Source organism: Paraburkholderia sp. OAS925, assembly GCF_040543975.1.
GTDB lineage: Bacteria > Pseudomonadota > Gammaproteobacteria > Burkholderiales > Burkholderiaceae > Paraburkholderia > Paraburkholderia graminis.
Genome location: NZ_JBEUNO010000001.1, coordinates 367969 through 385568 on the forward strand (window position 1 = coordinate 367969; position 17600 = coordinate 385568).

At 57.8% G+C, this 17600-nt stretch carries 13 protein-coding genes; all 13 read left to right on the plus strand.

Annotation, left to right across the window (positions count from 1 at the left end; translation table 11 throughout):
* Positions 1-314 precede the first annotated feature (314 nt).
* The 13 genes from ABIE53_RS01650 to ABIE53_RS01710 all read left to right on the plus strand — a co-directional run bounded on the left by ABIE53_RS01650 (position 315) and on the right by ABIE53_RS01710 (position 17274).
* On the plus strand, positions 315-3377 hold the full coding sequence (locus tag ABIE53_RS01650) for a type VI secretion system tip protein TssI/VgrG (protein ID WP_376914455.1): 3063 nt from the start codon (positions 315-317) through the stop codon (positions 3375-3377).
* 45 nt (positions 3378-3422) lie between these two features.
* Positions 3423-8075, plus strand: coding sequence for an RHS repeat-associated core domain-containing protein (locus tag ABIE53_RS01655; RefSeq protein WP_376914457.1), 4653 nt, complete (start codon positions 3423-3425; stop codon positions 8073-8075).
* Positions 8076-8846: 771 nt separating this feature from the next.
* On the plus strand, positions 8847-9269 hold the full coding sequence (locus ABIE53_RS01660) for a hypothetical protein (RefSeq protein ID WP_192700589.1): 423 nt from the start codon (positions 8847-8849) through the stop codon (positions 9267-9269).
* A 113-nt stretch (positions 9270-9382) separates the two neighbouring features.
* Positions 9383-9823, plus strand: coding sequence for a hypothetical protein (locus ABIE53_RS01665; RefSeq protein WP_192700588.1), 441 nt, complete (start codon positions 9383-9385; stop codon positions 9821-9823).
* Positions 9709-10032, plus strand: coding sequence for a hypothetical protein (locus ABIE53_RS31950; RefSeq protein ID WP_502922723.1), 324 nt, complete (start codon positions 9709-9711; stop codon positions 10030-10032). The genes ABIE53_RS01665 and ABIE53_RS31950 overlap by 115 nt, the downstream gene beginning before the upstream one ends.
* Before the next feature lie 2 nt (positions 10033-10034).
* On the plus strand, positions 10035-10346 hold the full coding sequence (locus ABIE53_RS01675; RefSeq protein WP_192700586.1) for a hypothetical protein: 312 nt from the start codon (positions 10035-10037) through the stop codon (positions 10344-10346).
* Positions 10334-10483 carry a hypothetical protein gene (locus ABIE53_RS01680; RefSeq protein WP_192700585.1) on the plus strand — a complete coding sequence of 50 codons (150 nt, stop codon included), beginning with the start codon at positions 10334-10336 and terminating at the stop codon, positions 10481-10483. The genes ABIE53_RS01675 and ABIE53_RS01680 overlap by 13 nt, the downstream gene beginning before the upstream one ends.
* A 16-nt stretch (positions 10484-10499) precedes the next feature.
* Entirely contained in the window at positions 10500-10787 is a 288-nt protein-coding gene (locus ABIE53_RS01685) for a PAAR domain-containing protein (RefSeq protein WP_192700584.1), read from the plus strand.
* Between the two features lie 253 nt (positions 10788-11040).
* Positions 11041-13725: a type VI secretion system Vgr family protein gene (locus ABIE53_RS01690; RefSeq protein WP_376914461.1), complete on the plus strand. Its 2685-nt coding sequence runs from the start codon at positions 11041-11043 to the stop codon at positions 13723-13725.
* Positions 13725-15137, plus strand: a complete 1413-nt coding sequence (locus tag ABIE53_RS01695) for a hypothetical protein (protein WP_192699920.1) — start codon at positions 13725-13727, stop codon at positions 15135-15137. The genes ABIE53_RS01690 and ABIE53_RS01695 overlap by 1 nt, the downstream gene beginning before the upstream one ends.
* A gap of 88 nt (positions 15138-15225) precedes the next feature.
* Positions 15226-15945, plus strand: a complete 720-nt coding sequence (locus ABIE53_RS01700) for a hypothetical protein (RefSeq protein ID WP_310073751.1) — start codon at positions 15226-15228, stop codon at positions 15943-15945.
* A gap of 248 nt (positions 15946-16193) precedes the next feature.
* Positions 16194-16592 carry a hypothetical protein gene (locus ABIE53_RS01705; RefSeq protein WP_376914463.1) on the plus strand — a complete coding sequence of 133 codons (399 nt, stop codon included), beginning with the start codon at positions 16194-16196 and terminating at the stop codon, positions 16590-16592.
* The gene (locus ABIE53_RS01710) at positions 16549-17274 is read left to right on the plus strand and encodes a DUF6708 domain-containing protein (protein WP_376914465.1); all 726 of its coding nucleotides are present in this window, start codon (positions 16549-16551) and stop codon (positions 17272-17274) included. The genes ABIE53_RS01705 and ABIE53_RS01710 overlap by 44 nt, the downstream gene beginning before the upstream one ends.
* Positions 17275-17600 lie beyond the last annotated feature (326 nt).

A 17600-nucleotide genomic window follows, 5' to 3' on the forward strand; every position in this document is an offset into this window, starting at 1 on the left:
CGGTGCGTACAGCGATGGTGCCAACCGTATTCCGCGGATATATCGGCGCGGCTTGTCATCTCTGCCTATTGCTTACCGCGAATGGGTGCCGGTGATGCAGCCACCCACCGTGCGTTGCTCAAAGACACTTGCGAATCAGCAGAAAACGCGACGCGACGCATGTCATTAATACCGATGTGAAGCCGGCCAAAGAGAACTGGAAACAAATCCCGATTTAACATTTGTTTTTGAATAGGTGATTGCGACGGGAGCGTAATGTTTTGTATTATCGCGCGGTAGCGCGGGGGCGCAAAATTGCATAAACAAGAGGCGGTATGGGCGCGCAGGACATTATCGCGGCGATTAAAGGCGGCTTGTTGCAAAACGACCGTCTACTCGGACTGGACACGCCATTGGGCACCAATGTCCTTCTGCCCCAAAGGCTGGTGGGGCATTCCGGGCTCGGCCGCGATTTTGAATTCACGCTGGACGCGGTTTCAACCAGCGACAATATCGAGCTTAAAACGCTGATCGCCCAGCCCGTCACGCTTTGGGTGCAGCAAACCGATCGGTCGTACGCCCCGCACCACGGTTATGTCCACACCGCCCGTCGCCTGGGCTCGGACAGCGCGATAACCAGTTATCAGATCGGCTTTGTGTCATGGATGCATTTTCTGCGTTTCAGGAAAGATGCGCGGATCTGGCAGGACAAACCGGCCGATGAAATTCTCACGGATGTATTCAATATGCATCCGCAGGCGCAGGGTGCATTCCGTTTCTCATTGCGTAATTCATTGCCGCAGCGCTCGTTCTGCGTGCAGTACGAGGACGACTGGAATTTCTGTCATCGGCTGATGGAAACGGAAGGGCTGTTCGGCTATTTTGAACAGGCCGCCGACGGCAAATCGCACACGCTGGTCATTACCGACGATATCGGCAGCCTGCCACCGCTGTCGCCGCAAACCGTCGATTTCTACCGCTCGGGCACAAACAGCGAAACCGATGCGTTCGTACAGTGGAGCGGTACGCGCACGCTGCAAAGCACGACGCTCACCACGCGCACCTTCGACTACAAGGCACCGTCTTCCGCCGCGAACCCGAAAGGCACGACGGTCCCGACCTTGACCACGCAGGGCGACCTGCCGCAGCAGGCCGAGGTGTATGAGTACACCGGCGCGTATACGTACGGACAGCAGGACCGCGGTGACCACCTCTCGAAGGTGAGGATGGAGGAGTGGGAATCGCGCGCGAAGCGCTTCCACGGCGTAGGCGCCGTCCGCCGAATCGACGCAGGCCGCTGGTTCGAGCTGCACAACCACCCGGAGCACGACACGGGCAGTCAGCAGGACCGGCAGTTTGCCGTGATCAATGTCCAATGGGTCATCGAGAACAACCTGCCTGTCTCAAATGGCACGACGGACTTCCCGCACAGCCTGAAACAGACGATCGCCGCAGCGCGGGCACAGCACGCGAACGATCCCGCGCTGCTCGTCAAGGCGGCAGACGGCAGCGAAGGCTTCTTCATGGCGATGGTCGAAGCACAGCGCAAGGCCATCCCGTTTCGCAGTCCCCTTGAGCATCAGAAGCCCGGGATGCACATGCAGACCGCGACCGTGGTCGGGCCGCAGAATGAAGAGGTCTTCACGGATTCGTTAAACCGGGTCAAGGTGCAGATGCACTGGGACCGGCTGAACGCAGGCGATGAGAACGCCTCATGCTGGATGCGGGTGGTTCAGTCGGACACGGGCGGCGGCTATGGCGCGGTCCACGTACCGCGCATCGGCGAAGAAGTCATTGTGTCGTTCCTCGATGGCGACTGTGACAGGCCGATCATCACCGGGCGCGTCTATAACGGTGCGAAGACGCCCGACTGGCATTCGAACGGCATCCTGTCCGGCTATAAGTCGAAGGAATATCAGGGCAGCGGCTACAACCAGATGGTGATGGACGATGCCACCGGCCAGAACCGCGTGCAGCTCTACAGCACGAGTGCAAATTCCCAACTGCATCTGGGCTATCTGATTGCGCAAACCGGTAACTCGCGCGGTGCGTATCTCGGCAGCGGCTTCGATCTGAAGTCGGATGCGTATGGCGCGGTCCGGGCGGGGCAAGGTCTGTATGTATCGACGCACCCAGCGACCGGGACATCAAGCCAGCCTCTGGACGTCCGCGAAGCAAATAGCCAGCTCGTCAATTCGGAAAGCGTGATTGAAGCGCTAAGCCAGGCGAGTGAAACCCATCAGGCGGAAAGCCTGAAAGATGGCTATGACTCGTTGAAATCCTTCACCGACGCGACGCAGAACAGCGTCACAGGCGCTGCAGGCAGTGGTGGCAATACAGCAGGCGGTGGCACGGGCAGCGCCAATGCATTCAAGGAGCCGATCATGCTGTTCGCGACGCCCGCGGGCATCGCGATGTCGACGCAGAAATCGACTCACATCGCGGCGACGGAGCACATAAACCTGGTCAGCGGCCAGAGCACGCATATTGCGACAGGCAAATCACTGCTGGCAAGCGTCGGCGAGAAAATCAGCCTGTTTGTTCAGAACGCGGGCATGAAACTGTTCGCTGCCAAAGGCAAAGTTGAGATCAAAGCGCAGTCGGACAACGTCGAACTCACAGCGCAGAAGACCTTCAGGCTGCTCTCCGCAACAGAAAAAATAGAAGCGGCCGCTGACCAGGAAATTCTGTTGACGAGCGGCGGTGCGTACATCCGCATCAAGGGCGGAAATATCGATATCCACGCGCCGGGAATGGTCGATGTTAAAGGTGCCCAGCACAGCTTCAACGGCCCGACCAGTCAGGGCTATCCGCTGCCGGCCGCGCGCCCCGATCAACCGGGGCAGCTTGAGTTGCTGCACCAGTATGCGAACGGCGAGGCATTCAAGGGCGGAGCGTTCTCGGTGCTGGATGCCAACGGCACAATTCTGCGTAAAGGCGCGCTGGACGGGAGCGGCCACACGATCGTGAGCGGCTTGCCGCCCGGTGTTGCACAGGTCCAGTTTGGCGAAGATCCGCGCAATCAGTACGACCCGTCCAGCGTATTCAAGACCACGACATGGCCTGCACAGCCGCCTCAGTCAAGCGGCGTCGCAACATCGGCACTCTCGCAGCTTGGTGCGTTGTTGCCGTCCGACATCGGCGGCGCCGGTAAAGCGCTTTCCGGCGCAACGCAGCTCGCGAGTGTGGCAGGACAGGCAGCGCAAGGCAGCGGCGGGCTGACGCAGGCGCTAAGCGGTCAGGCAGTCGGCCTCGCTCAAGGCGCGCTTTCGCAAGCCCTTCCGGGGCAAGCCAGCGCCGCCTTGTCGAAGGCGAGCCAACTGGGAGCCGCGGCGAAGCAAATCAGCACACTGGCGCAAACCGCGCGCGCGTCCATACCTGCATTGACCTCTCTCTGAAGCTCGCGTCAGACGCGAAACATCATCTTCCCAGAAAAAACCGCTATGGCCGAGTCTTCCGGTGTCCTTCTTCCCAAACCGACAGAGGTATTCGTCGGTCCGTTGCTGCAGATAGAAACCGTCGATGTGAGCGCTGGCATCAAGGCCTGCGATCGCTGGCTGCGCAGCATCAGCGATGATTTCATCACCATCGAGCGCATCCAGATGGTGGCCAACGCCTTGCCCGTCGTAGCAAACATCATGGCGGCCGTGGATCTTGTGCTCGATATCAAGGACATGGTCGAGCACAGCCAGCAACGGAAAGATCCCGATGTGTTCGACTGGATGAACCTCGGTCTCGACCTGATCGGCATCATCCCGATTCCGCCTGGGACTGCGGAATTCCGCATGGGCGCGCGGCCAGTGATGAAGCTGGTTCGACAAAAGATCGTCGAGAGCGGCAAAGCAATCGGCGAGGCGTCGTTGCAGGTCATGCAGACTGCACTGTTGCAAGCGGTGATCGACAGCCTGAGCGAACAGTTCGCCGGCCGGATACAAAGCTTTGTGGACGGTGTCAAAAAGGAACTCGACAGCCTGCTCAAGACCTGTGCGGAGTACATCGAGAAGTTCATGTTGGGCTTCGCTCGTCTGTTCGCTCAGGCGGCCGGTGACGAGCCGCTCAGCGCAGCGGGAAATGTGCGTGCGGCTGGCCACCACCTGGATCAGGCCGCCGCCGCATTTGCGGCTCGTGATGCCCGTAAAACCGCCAGCGGTCTCGGCCATCTGATTGTCGACTTCGTCAAGATCGAGGCGAAGGGGCTGATCAACACCGGCACGTACGTGGCGAAGGCGCTAGACGTCTCATATCAGAAACCGCTACGTGAGATGGCGGCTGCGTTGCGGGCGATGGTGCCAACGGTCAAGGAGCGAATCCTGGCACTCGGCGGAACGGATGCTGGCAAGATCGGCTGGCTGATCAACCTCATTCAGGTCGCAATCGAAAAGAAGCGTGACATCCTGGCGCGTCAGCGCTTACATTCGACCGGCATTAAAGAGCGTGGCACGACGAAAGTGCATCGTCAGGAGGGGGAGGGACAGAAGGAGACATTGCGGCATACGGAGGATGCGAAGCATCCCGGCCCCAACGACGGCAAGGTTCATTGTCCAAGACCCTCCCCACCTGCTCGGACCGCTCACTCGGTGGGCTTTGCGCTGGGTGACGAGCGGCTGAATCATCAAGACTTCGTCCTCCCCGGCGCGATGGCGATCGATTGGACAAGAACTTACCGCTCGTTCTTCGACGCGAACGACGAGCGAGGAGAACTGGGCGCACGCTGGATCACCGCGTACACCACGCGGCTGGATATACGTCCCGACAAACTGGTGTATCACGACGCCACCGGACGAAGCCTCGACTACCCTCTTCTTGCACCTGGCGATGAGCACGACGATGCGTCCGAGGGGTTCACTCTCCTCCGTCTCGATGAGCAATGGCTGACGCTTGCGCGCGGCCATGTGCTGCTCGAAGTATACGAAAAGCGAAACGATGCTTTCCGTCTTGCGTTCTATCGCGACAAGTCGGGAAACCAGGTCACGCTTGACTATGACGAGGCGCACCGTCTGCACCGGCTGATTACGGCGCAAGCCGTCGTGGCGTTTCGATACGACGCCCATGACCGAATCATCGAGGTCGCTCATCACGACGTGGAGGGCAAACGAGTCGGTACGCTCGCTGAGTACGCCTACAGCGCCGATGGCGACCTGGTTGGCGCAATGGATCGCTTCGGCAACCGGCGTGAGTATGCTTATCGCCACCACCTGATTACGCGCTACACGGATCGGACCGGACGAGGAATGAATCTCGAATGGAGCGGTGCCGATCCAAAGGCCAAATGCGTCCGCGAGTACGCAGACGACGGCAGTCATGACACGCGCCTGGCCTGGCATCCGGATTTCCGGAAGGTGAGCGTGACGGACGCAACGGGCAATGTTACGCAGCACTACTACGATCTGCACGGTTATACGTTCCGTATCGTTTATCCCGATGGTCGCGAGGAGTGGATGTATCGCGACATCAATCACAACCTTGTCCAGCACGTCTATCCGGACGGCACTAGCGAGCGCATGACCTACGACGCTCGTGGTCGATTGACCCGACATGCGCGCGCGGACGGCAGCACGATCGAAATGGTCTACGACGAAAAGGACCACATGGTTCAGATCGTCGACCCCGAGGGGCATGCCTGGAAGCGTGTTTATGACGATGCTGGCAATGTGGTGGAGGAAACGGATCCGCTAGGCCATTCCACGAAATACAGCTACAACGCCCAGGGCTTGCCTGTCCAGGTAACGGATGCCAAGGGCGGCGCCAAGGTCATCGCTTACAACGAAGCCGGACAGATGACGTCGTACACAGACTGTTCAGGCAAAACGACGGCCTGGGAGCACTACCTCGATGGGCGCCTGAAAACCGTAAAAGATGCGGCGGGTGGCACCACGACCTACCGCTATGGATCGAATGGTTTTCCTCAGGAAATCGAGAGTGCGGCCGGCATCGAACGCATTCAGTTCGACGCCGAGGGGCGCTTGTTGACGAGAACCGATCCGTTGGCGCGCACCACTCAGTACAACTACGACGGCGCTGGGCGGATCGCCAGCCGTATCGATCCGATGGGCCATTCTCTGAGCTATGGCTACGACCGGCAGGGCCGTCTGGTTCGGCTGACCGATCAGAACCGCGCGACGTACCAGTTCAAGTACGATCCGACCGGCCGCCTGCTCGAATCGATCGGTTTCGACGGGATGCTCACTCGCTACGAGTATGACGCGGAAAGCGGTCGGTTGTGCGCGATCGAGGAAGGCGGACAGAAAACGCATCTGGATTTCGATAGAGGTGGCCGCCTGACGAGCCGCGCCAGTGGTGAAGTTGCGGAACGGTTCGCTTACGACGCAATGGGGCGGTTGATCGATGCCCAGAACGCCTATAGTCGCATACAGCATTTCTTCGACGCGGCGGGCAACCTGGTGCGCGAGCATCATGCCTACAACCTGTTCGATGTGCAGCGTAGCTACGTGTGGCACCACACGTACGACGAGCTGGGCGTACGCGTTCGAACGGTGCGACCGGATGGTCACGCGATCGACTGGCTGACCTACGGCTCGGGCCACGTCCACGGCATGGCGCTCGATGGTGAGGAATGTCTTCAGATTGAACGTGATGATCTTCACCGCGAAGTAAAGCGCATTCTGCCCAGCAAGATTGTTCAGCGCATGGACTACGACTCGGCGGGACGGATACTGCGGCAAACCATCCAGCGCGGCAACGCGCCCGCGCCGCTTGCTGCGCGCATGTACCGTTACGATGCGGCCGGCCAGCTCTCACACATTGAGGATAGCCGTAAGGGCCTGACGGATTATCGCTATGACCCGCTCGGCCGGTTGGTCGAATCGATTGGCCCGGGTGGCACGGAACTGTTCTCGTTCGATCCTGCGAGCAATTTGCTTGACGCAGGTACACCAGAAAGGGCTCAGCCCCATTCCACCTTGAGCGCCGCTCGACCGGAAAGCACCTTGCCGGCAAGGGCGCCCAAGGTGCTGGGAAATCTTCTCAAGGAATATGCAGGGACTCATTTCAACTACGACGAACGCGGAAATCTGACGGAAAAGCGTTCCCCCGGACGGAAACAGAGCTTTGAATGGGATGGGTTTAACCGCCTGACGCGAGCACGCACGGAGAAGCTCGATCAAAGTGTCGAAGCACGTTACTTCTACGATGCGTTTGGTCGAAGAATCGCGCGAGAGGTGGACGGCGAACGGACTGTGTTTGGATGGAGCGGCAATACTCTCGCGTACGAAAGCAGTGTAAAGCGCAGCACGCATTTTGTTTACGAGGCCGGGTCGTATGTCCCGCTTGCCCAGTATGCTGGGGAGCCGGTATCTGGAACACCAACACCGGTGTCTGGGGCGCATGAAAGGTATGCACCTGAAGACGATCCATTGCAACGCATCCCGGCGCCTGTTTCGGATGTACACCTGTTTTTCTATCACTGCGACCAGATTGGCACGCCGCTTTTGCTCACCGATGAACTGGGCGATGTAGCCTGGGAAGCATCGTACAAGGCTTGGGGCGAAGCAAAAGAGGTGATCGCCCGCGCCTCCAGTGCGACTGGAACTGCGCCGCAGAATCCGATCCGTTTTCAAGGCCAGCAGGCAGACGGCGAAACAGGGCTTGTCTATAATCGGCATCGTTACTACGACACCGATTCAGGGCGGTTCGTTAGCAAGGATCCGATCGGGCTGGCCGGTGGCCTCAATCTCTATCAGTATGCGCCGAACGCCATTGGCTGGGTTGATCCATTAGGTTGGGCTGGTGTCAACATACTTGCGCTGCCCGCTCCTACCAATGCGGAACCATGGATGCCAAATACGCCGCTGATGTCGGCGCCTGCCCCGACAGGGGGGCTGACGGTCCAGATGGCGATGGCTCCGGGCCAGACACGTCCGGGGGGATGGGCGACAACGGATAACATCACCAGCGTCGATTACGTGCGCAATGATCTGGCTGTCACGCCCCAGTTTAAGCCAGACGTGTCTCACGTCCAGACTTTCCATATTCCTGAAGGCGTGCAACTACAGCACGGTACGGTTGGTCCTCAAGAATACGGTTGCGCGTTGTATCCGGGGGGGAGGAAGTCAGGTACAGATCCTAAACTACTCTGATCGGGCCAAGTTGGTTCCGATCGGAGCGCCGAGACCTATTGAATGAGTACCTTGGGAAAAATCTCAGACGTTCGGATCGTCGACCGCTACCCCGGTTACGACAAGGTCAACAATCCTCAGCGATTGAGCGTTGCGGAATTGGCGCCTGTCGGCCTTACGTGGCAGTCCGGGGGCGTTCAACACGCCATTCACAATCAGGCGGGCGTGAGTGGACGACTTCTTGGTGACGCTAGCGGTATCGCAGTCGTTGAAGGGCCATACGACCCTTCGGCGAATCGGGCTTATATCGTCAATGCAGACGGGTCATTGAGGGCGAGAATTCCCGCACAAATCGGGGCCGAGCGTGTCATGTTTTATGACGTGATCGAAGCTAACGGCTCAGTCGCATTTCTGGCTGCGGCGCCCGGAAGAGACGTTCGTCTCGAAGTGCGAGAGGCAGACGGCGCTCTGGTGCAAGTCACAGAAAGTCGGTAGGTGGATGTCGACGCGATGAACAGCGGTCTGACGTCTTCGTGCGACTCGACGAGCGCCGCGCTCGACGCGTGGTTCCGAGTGATGGCCCGGCTGCATCGCAGGTCGTCAGGCTGGATTGGAACGGTTGCGGTAGACCTCGGAGACACATTCAAACGGTATCTGATTTGAACGGCGCGACAAGACGACGGCTAATGGGGTCGTCCAAGCGAGCCAACTTCGATTGAGTGACAAAGACGTCGCCTATGCTAGATGGGACAGCGGAGTTCCGCATGCAAGCCCGGCCGGTTTGACTAAACGATGAGCATTGATACAACGAACGGTACCCTGACGGTCGGTCAAAGTGTCATTCCGTCGACGCTGACATTGCAAGAATTCCTGGCCGCCGCCATGTATCAGCCTCACACGAAGGTGCTGGAGAATGGACCTTTCGTGACGTACAAGATAGAGTCAATATGCGGCGACCATAAGTACATATCTACGTTGTACTTTCAGTCCGGTATCCTTGATTCCATTTCATTGTATGTCGCCGACTCAAGCCCGACGACAGGTTTGGGGAGTTGGAGAGAAGCCGAGGAACAGAAGCGGTTCCAATCTCTTGTCGATCTTCTCACGCAGCAAGGAATTGCCAACGGACAGCGCTTTGCCTGGGGTATTGTGAGTGCTTCGTACGACCAGCGTTCAGGAGACTCGAGCATTACGATCAGATATGCACGGCCGTAGATAAATATTCAGCGAGTTCGGTCTAAGACGATGTGATCGTCGGTATCTAGGAACGCGTCGAATGATTCCTCGATGCAGCATACGTCGACGGCGGCAGTCGCTAGTAGACGGCCATGTTTGATTTTTCCACGGGCACGCTGACCATTGATGCCTTTACGAGTCTCTTTCACGGCAGGCCGTCGCCTGACGACCTGCCGTTGACCGGGGCAACGGAACTCGCGAAGTACGGCGGGATGGGAAAACTATGGCATCAAGGGCGTGAAGGTCCAGGGGAAGACGTTTGGCGTGACGGCTGGCTATTGCAAGAAGAGCTCGCAATGGTCGACTTCATATGCGTAGACGGCGTCGCCAGGGAAGCCAACTATTCGACGACTGAAGACGACGTTGTGAAGGAAAAGAAGATGCTATCGAATTTATCGCGTGCGGAAGCACGGCAGCCTTGTGTGTCTTCTACGATCAACGCGGATACGTTTGTCGGCAACTGGGGAACGCTTACGGTACGCTCGCACCGTGTCGAACAGCCGCGGTTTCAGCGCGGGAGTACAACGGTCTGACTCAGGTCGCACACTCCGGAAACTGGCCGCAGGGTCGAATGATGAGGTCTCAACTCCGCGCCTTTTTGCTGACCAAAGACATTTATGTCGCCAAAGGCAAGGCAGCGGCCAATTCGAATCTTGGTAAAGGCGGAGGTACGCAATACTTCGTTTCGGATCAGGATAAGAATAGCCTTGTCGGCGGCAATGTATTGAAATTTGGGAGTTAATGATGTCGGGCATCTTCAATTTATCAACTGGCGAGCTGGATGTGGGCACAGGGCTAGTGCTCGCGCCGGACCGCACAACAGTGGCGGATGTCACCGGGGCCGGCTCGAAAGCGCTGGACGCTCGCAATGGCTGGGAATCCTTCAGCACCGACGAGATAATTATTTGGCGGCACTCGTTCGCGGTGTCGGCACATTTTTACGAAGGAAGATTCGCGGCGATCGATTGCCTTCGGAATGACGGAAGCATTCGCAACAGGACTGGTCGGCGACTGATGACGACCTGGTCCGCGAAAAAAAGACCTTGGCAAAACTGATCATGAAGGAGCCGGAAACGACACGCGTTGCGACTTCACAAGGCGTCGATTCGTTCGTCTTCAACTGGGGGACGACATCGGTTCGTGCCGACACACGGTCGATGATGGTCACGCTCACCATTGCTTATACCGAGTAACGACAACACGCGCACCATGAAACGATATCTGATTCTGAACGGCGACAAAACGACAGTTAACGGCGTCGTTCAAGCCGTGCCAACCACCATTCAATTGAGCGATAAGGACGTCGCTCATGAAGGTGATCCGGTCGCGTGCCCCGCTTGCAATACAACGGGAAAGATCCAGTGCGACGGACCACGTCAGGTCATGACCGCGCCAGACGGAAGGCATGCCGCTTTAAGTGACGATTTATGCATTTGCGGCTGCCATCCGCCGCCGCGATTGGTGTCCTCGCAACAGATGATGTCTGTAGATGCCTGACCAAAGACTTATTCTTCTGTCGTTGGCTTAACCCGGGAAGAGCGAGAGATTCCACAAAAGCCAGGAAGTATCGTTGCGGCAGCATTTGCGAGCGGCCATGTTCTTTTTACCGAATCCATATTTTCGACAGATCGGAGGGAAACAAATCCCGATTTAACATTTGTTTTTGAATAGGTGATTGCGACGGGAGCGTAATGTTTTGTATTATCGCGCGGTAGCGCGGGGGCGCAAAATTGCATAAACAAGAGGCGGTATGGGCGCGCAGGACATTATCGCGGCGATTAAAGGCGGCTTGTTGCAAAACGACCGTCTACTCGGACTGGACACGCCATTGGGCACCAATGTCCTTCTGCCCCAAAGGCTGGTGGGGCATTCCGGGCTCGGCCGCGATTTTGAATTCACGCTGGACGCGGTTTCAACCAGCGACAATATCGAGCTTAAAACGCTGATCGCCCAGCCCGTCACGCTTTGGGTGCAGCAAACCGATCGGTCGTACGCCCCGCACCACGGTTATGTCCACACCGCCCGTCGCCTGGGCTCGGACAGCGCGATAACCAGTTATCAGATCGGCTTTGTGTCATGGATGCATTTTCTGCGTTTCAGGAAAGATGCGCGGATCTGGCAGGACAAACCGGCCGATGAAATTCTCACGGATGTATTCAATATGCATCCGCAGGCGCAGGGTGCATTCCGTTTCTCATTGCGTAATTCATTGCCGCAGCGCTCGTTCTGCGTGCAGTACGAGGACGACTGGAATTTCTGTCATCGGCTGATGGAAACGGAAGGGCTGTTCGGCTATTTTGAACAGGCCGCCGACGGCAAATCGCACACGCTGGTCATTACCGACGATATCGGCAGCCTGCCACCGCTGTCGCCGCAAACCGTCGACTTCTACCGCTCGGGCACGAACAGCGAAACCGATGCGTTCGTACAGTGGAGCGGTACGCGCACGCTGCAAAGCACGACGCTCACCACGCGCACCTTCGACTACAAGGCACCGTCTTCTGCCGCGAACCCGAAGGGCACGACGGTCCCGACCTTGACCACGCAGGGCGACCTGCCGCAGCAGGCCGAGGTGTATGAGTACACCGGCGCGTATACGTACGGACAGCAGGACCGCGGTGACCACCTCTCGAAGGTGAGGATGGAGGAGTGGGAATCGCGCGCGAAGCGCTTCCACGGCGTAGGCGCCGTCCGCCGAATCGACGCAGGCCGCTGGTTCGAGCTGCACAACCACCCGGAGCACGACACGGGCAGTCAGCAGGACCGGCAGTTTGCCGTGATCAATGTCCAATGGGTCATCGAGAACAACCTGCCTGTCTCAAATGGCACGACGGACTTCCCGCACAGCCTGAAACAGACGATCGCCGCAGCGCGGGCACAGCACGCGAACGATCCCGCGCTGCTCGTCAAGGCGGCAGACGGCAGCGAAGGCTTCTTCATGGCGATGGTCGAAGCACAGCGCAAGGCCATCCCGTTTCGCAGTCCCCTTGAGCATCAGAAGCCCGGGATGCACATGCAGACCGCGACCGTGGTCGGGCCGCAGAATGAAGAGGTCTTCACGGATTCGTTAAACCGGGTCAAGGTGCAGATGCACTGGGACCGGCTGAACGCAGGCGATGAGAACGCCTCATGCTGGATGCGGGTGGTTCAGTCGGACACGGGCGGCGGCTATGGCGCGGTCCACGTACCGCGCATCGGCGAAGAAGTCATTGTGTCGTTCCTCGATGGCGACTGTGACAGGCCGATCATCACCGGGCGCGTCTATAACGGTGCGAAGACGCCCGACTGGCATTCGAACGGCATCCTGTCCGGCTATAAGTCGAAGGAATATCAGGGCAGCGGCTACAACCAGATGGTGATGGACGATGCCACCGGTCAGAACCGCGTGCAGCTCTACAGCACGAGTGCAAATTCCCAACTGCATCTGGGCTATCTGATTGCGCAAACCGGTAACTCGCGCGGTGCGTATCTCGGCAGCGGCTTCGATCTGAAGTCGGATGCGTATGGCGCGGTCCGGGCGGGGCAAGGTCTGTATGTATCGACGCACCCAGCGACCGGGACATCAAGCCAGCCTCTGGACGTCCGCGAAGCAAATAGCCAGCTCGTCAATTCGGAAAGCGTGATTGAAGCGCTAAGCCAGGCGAGTGAAACCCATCAGGCGGAAAGCCTGAAAGATGGCTATGACTCGTTGAAATCCTTCACCGACGCGACGCAGAACAGCGTCACAGGCGCTGCAGGCAGTGGTGGCAATACAGCAGGCGGTGGCACGGGCAGCGCCAATGCATTCAAGGAGCCGATCATGCTGTTCGCGACGCCCGCGGGCATCGCGATGTCGACGCAGAAATCGACTCACATCGCGGCGACGGAGCACATAAACCTGGTCAGCGGCCAGAGCACGCATATTGCGACAGGCAAATCACTGCTGGCAAGCGTCGGCGAGAAAATCAGCCTGTTCGTGCAGAATGCGGGCATGAAACTGTTTGCGGCGAAGGGCAAAGTAGAAATTCAGGCGCAGAGCAATAACCTTGAAATCACCGCTCAGAAGACGCTGAAACTGCTTTCCGCGACGGAGAGGATCGATGTGGCTGCCAAGCAGGAAATCCTTCTCACGTCGGGGGGAGCGTACGTGCGCATTTCCGGCGGCAACATCGAGATTCATGCGCCGGGAAAGATCGACATCAAAGGCAGCCAACATTCCTTTGCCGGCCCCACGAGCCTTGATCGAACCTACAACGCGGAAGGCAAGAAAGCGGACATGCGGATCCGCTACATGGACGCGGAGGGCAATGTGCCCGAAGGTGAGCCGATCAAGCTCGCATCGGAGGATGGCGCGTTGCATAACGTCGTTCTCGATGGCGAGGGCAAGGGCGAACTGAAGGGCATCGATTTCGGCAAATTTGTTGCAGACCAAATCAAGCGAAGCGGAGAACAATAATGGGCGACCGTCCCTTGATCCAACATACCGTATGCATCGATTTACCGGGTGAGCCGGTCGAATGCTGGGCCGAGACCGATATCACGGTTCTGCTCCGCAAGCACCGCGACGTGATATTCGATATCCAGGTGAAGAAAGGCGCAATCTACACCGTTGAAGCATCCGAGGACTGGATCTACGACGTGGCCAAGAAGAAGCGCGTTAAGCAGGGACAGTTTCAAGACGGGCAGCGCTACCATATTTGGATCAGCAGGGATTTCAAGGGGCATCTGACACTCAAGCAGAATGGCAAGGTGTATCAGAACTATTCGATGCGGATGTTCGGTTTGACGAACACCGACCCTTCACCGAAAGCCAAGCCCGAGCCGATCATCATTGCGATCGGTACCAATCACGACTCGCATCCGCCCAGCGCTTCAACGCCGCCGAAGCCGACGAACATCTCGCCACTGATCGCGTACCCGCAAGCGGCCGTTCCCGAGTATCTGCGCCCTGCGCCGCCGTTCGATCCGCTGCGCGCGGATCGGCTCTGGTCGTGCCCGTTGCCGATCAAGTTGGCGCCTGGTACCACGGTTGAGCCGATGCAGGAAGCGCATATTTTCGAAGTCGACAAGAACTCCATCCCCAAGGAAGTCGTGGATGCGCTGGCCGCGGGCGGCGCCGAAGAAACGGCCATCGACACCAACAAGATTGCGACACGTAACTGGCTCATTGGGCAACTGGCTGGTGCGACGGCGTTTCTGAACGACAACAAGCAGTGGATTCAGGAGCTTTGGGGAGAGAAGTTCAGGCTGACGAAAGTCGTTCACAAGAACGTGGGAGAAAGGATGTATGTCGTTTTCACCGGCAACCCGAGACTGCGCAAGTTGGTGACGGCCGCGCGGTACGGCGTGAAGAACGAAAAGGTGCTGACGATTGCTGGCGGCGCCGGCACGGCAGAGTCGGGCGCGGCGGCTGCCTGGGAAGGATCCAAGGGTGCATTCAAGAAGGCCGGTTTGATTGCGTTGATTTTTACCGTCACTCTCGATACGGCTGAATGGCTGCACGATTACGAGGAGATCGGTCCGGACGGAAAGAGAAAGAAGGACTTTGCGGATTTGCTGGGCAAGATAGGCATCGATCTCGCCAAGGCAGGCTTAAGTGCCGCCATTGCCTCCGTCGTGGTCGGTGCCATCGTGGCCGGATTGGCGGGCACTGTGGCCCTGCCGGTCGCCGCAATCGTGGTGGGGACCATTGTCGTGGCGATCGCAGTGGGTTACGGGCTCGACTGGGTCGACAAGAAAACGCACGCGACGGAGCATGTCACTTCATGGTTTCGCTCCATCGGCGAGTCGATGAAGCACGCGGCCGAATACTTGGAAAAGTCCATGCCAAAAGATTACGATGCGTACCCGATGATGTACATGCCGTGATATGACATCCACCTGAAAGCGAACCTAGATGCCACGAGCACGATCGACAACGAAGCCCCAGGCGGGACCGAAAGACTCGGTTTGGGAGATGACGAAGAAAGTGGCGCCGATGAGCCTGTTGCTTCCCTTGCTGGGCACAGGTATTTCGTACGCGGCATATGCGGACGATCTTGCCGTATCTGGATGGCCATGGAAAATCGGACTACTGGTTACGCTGGTTTGCCTCTTCCTGCCATTCGTCATCTCGATGATGTACCGCCGTTCGAACCTGCTTTGGGTATGCGGACTGATACTATCGATTGCGATATTTGCCACATATTTCTTCTTCGGCATATTTGCCTACTTCTACTATTTCGTGTTTGCACCGATGTCATCCGTTCTGCGTTGGCCGGGACTGCTGGGTGGGATCGCGTTGACGCTGTACTGGGTGATCGTGTCGAGGCAAACGGCGATGCATACGATCACGAAGACCTCTTTCGTCAAACGGGCCTTTGAAGAGAGCGCATCAGAGTTTCGTTATCGAAACCAAGCCGGAATGGCACTGTTCGAGCGGCTCAATAAAGAGCGCTCGCCGTTTCCGAAAATCTATTCTTACATTGTCTTCGGTATCGCGCCGTTCTATCTGATGCTGGGTCGGCTACTGTCGTCAAACTTCGGCGCGAGCGGTGTGTTGCTAGCCCTGGCGGTGTTGGGTATGCCAGTGTCTCTTTGGTTTGTTGGTCTGCTCGTCCGGATCTATCTCGTGATGGTCAGCTTACCTAGAAAGCTGGAGAGGGAACACCACAAGCCTGTGTTAGTGGCCGATTAGAAGAATAGTTGGAACCTTCGATCACCGGACGAGCTCCTTAGCGGCGCTAGCTCGCTCGTCACTGAACTCGTCGGATACGGCCGTGCTGCATCCTGCGAAGACCTCCAGCGCCGTAGTACGGCTTTCCCGTGCTCATGAATGACAGATGGGAATTTCTGATGCAACGGAACATAGCGCCCGAATAAATATCTCGCAGAACTTTGATGAGCCGGTTTTCAGCCGCCGGTCGATAGTCGGGAGGGAGTTTAATGAAGAAATGTATCGGTAAGCCTGTGCCCGCGTGGGATATGGCGCATCGGCTGCCAATCGACCGACCGGTGGGCCCAAAGATTCAGGACTTCGGTTCGACGTTCCGCGTCAACTCGACTTTTATGGACGCGGTCGAACCGTCGTTTCTCGAGAAGCAGTGGTATATCACTGGCGGCACTCTCGCATTTGTCTGCGTGGGCATCGGCCCCTATGTGTATTGGCTCACGCAAATCCGTTATCCAGACGCAGGCGGCATCTTCGGCAATTTTTTTGCGCTTTGCGTTTCCACTGTCTTTGCTCATATTGCATTCAAAGTCCTCCGACGCTTTTTCTTCGGTCTGCGGTTATCGACCGGTGCGTTTTCACCGTCAGAAAAAAACGCTTTATTCGATCCGTAAGCGCCGGTATTTCGCCGGTCCAGGCGATGGCGACATCGTATGGGAGGCGCCTTGGACAAGGGGTTCAATATTCTGCCTGCATAGCGAGGACACGCCGTTTGGCACCGTGTTTCATATCCGCCACTACGCCATTGACGACGACGGTAACGTGGTTCAGGCGTTTTCGATCGGTCGAGAGTGGACGGGCGAAGCGCAAGTTGAGATGGCATTGGCGCAATGGAACTATTGGTGCACGTACATGAACGACGGGCCGAGCCAATTGCCGAAACCAATGCTGTTCCATACCGAGCACGAAACGCTGCGCGAATCGTTCCTCTTCTCCATGTACAGTTTCGGACTGCGGACACCTGCTTTTTTTCGCATTGTGATGATGCCGCACATCCTGATCTTCACAGCATTGCGCTACCTTGCGAATGCAACGAGCCGCGCTCCTCTCTGGCCATCGTCAATTGGAAGCATCTGCACCGTTGCGTCCGGTGATCCGTATGAGGAGCCTCGCCCAGGCACCCCCGTAGGTTGGGCAGAGACTGTGTTGGCGCAAGAGCGCGGTGAGTATTCGAACAATCCGAGCGCCCGAGCCGAAGGATGGCTGGGCACGGATGACGGCAAACAGCACGCCGCCGCGTGGCTCAAGGACCCGGCCGGCCGTGCGGGATCATTTGTCATGCAAAGGGGCAATTAAAGACGAAGCCGGGCGCGCCTGAATGACAAGACGACTCACGGCGGTCATGTAACGACCGCTAGCGATGACTTCAAGGACGACTCCCCGCCACACCTGACCTGACCCAACTTATCAACAACCCCCTCTGCACAACCGCTGTAAAAACCCGCTGACATCTTGTGGGACAAACCTTGATAAAAACCACAGCCGCCGAAACGCACCAAGACTTTTCCCCAACTCAACCGCACTATCCACGCTTACTCCGCAAGCTTATCGCCCGCGCAACCCCTTGATCTCAAACGGAGGCTCCCACTTATCCACAACCGCCAACGCCGCTTGTTAACTAC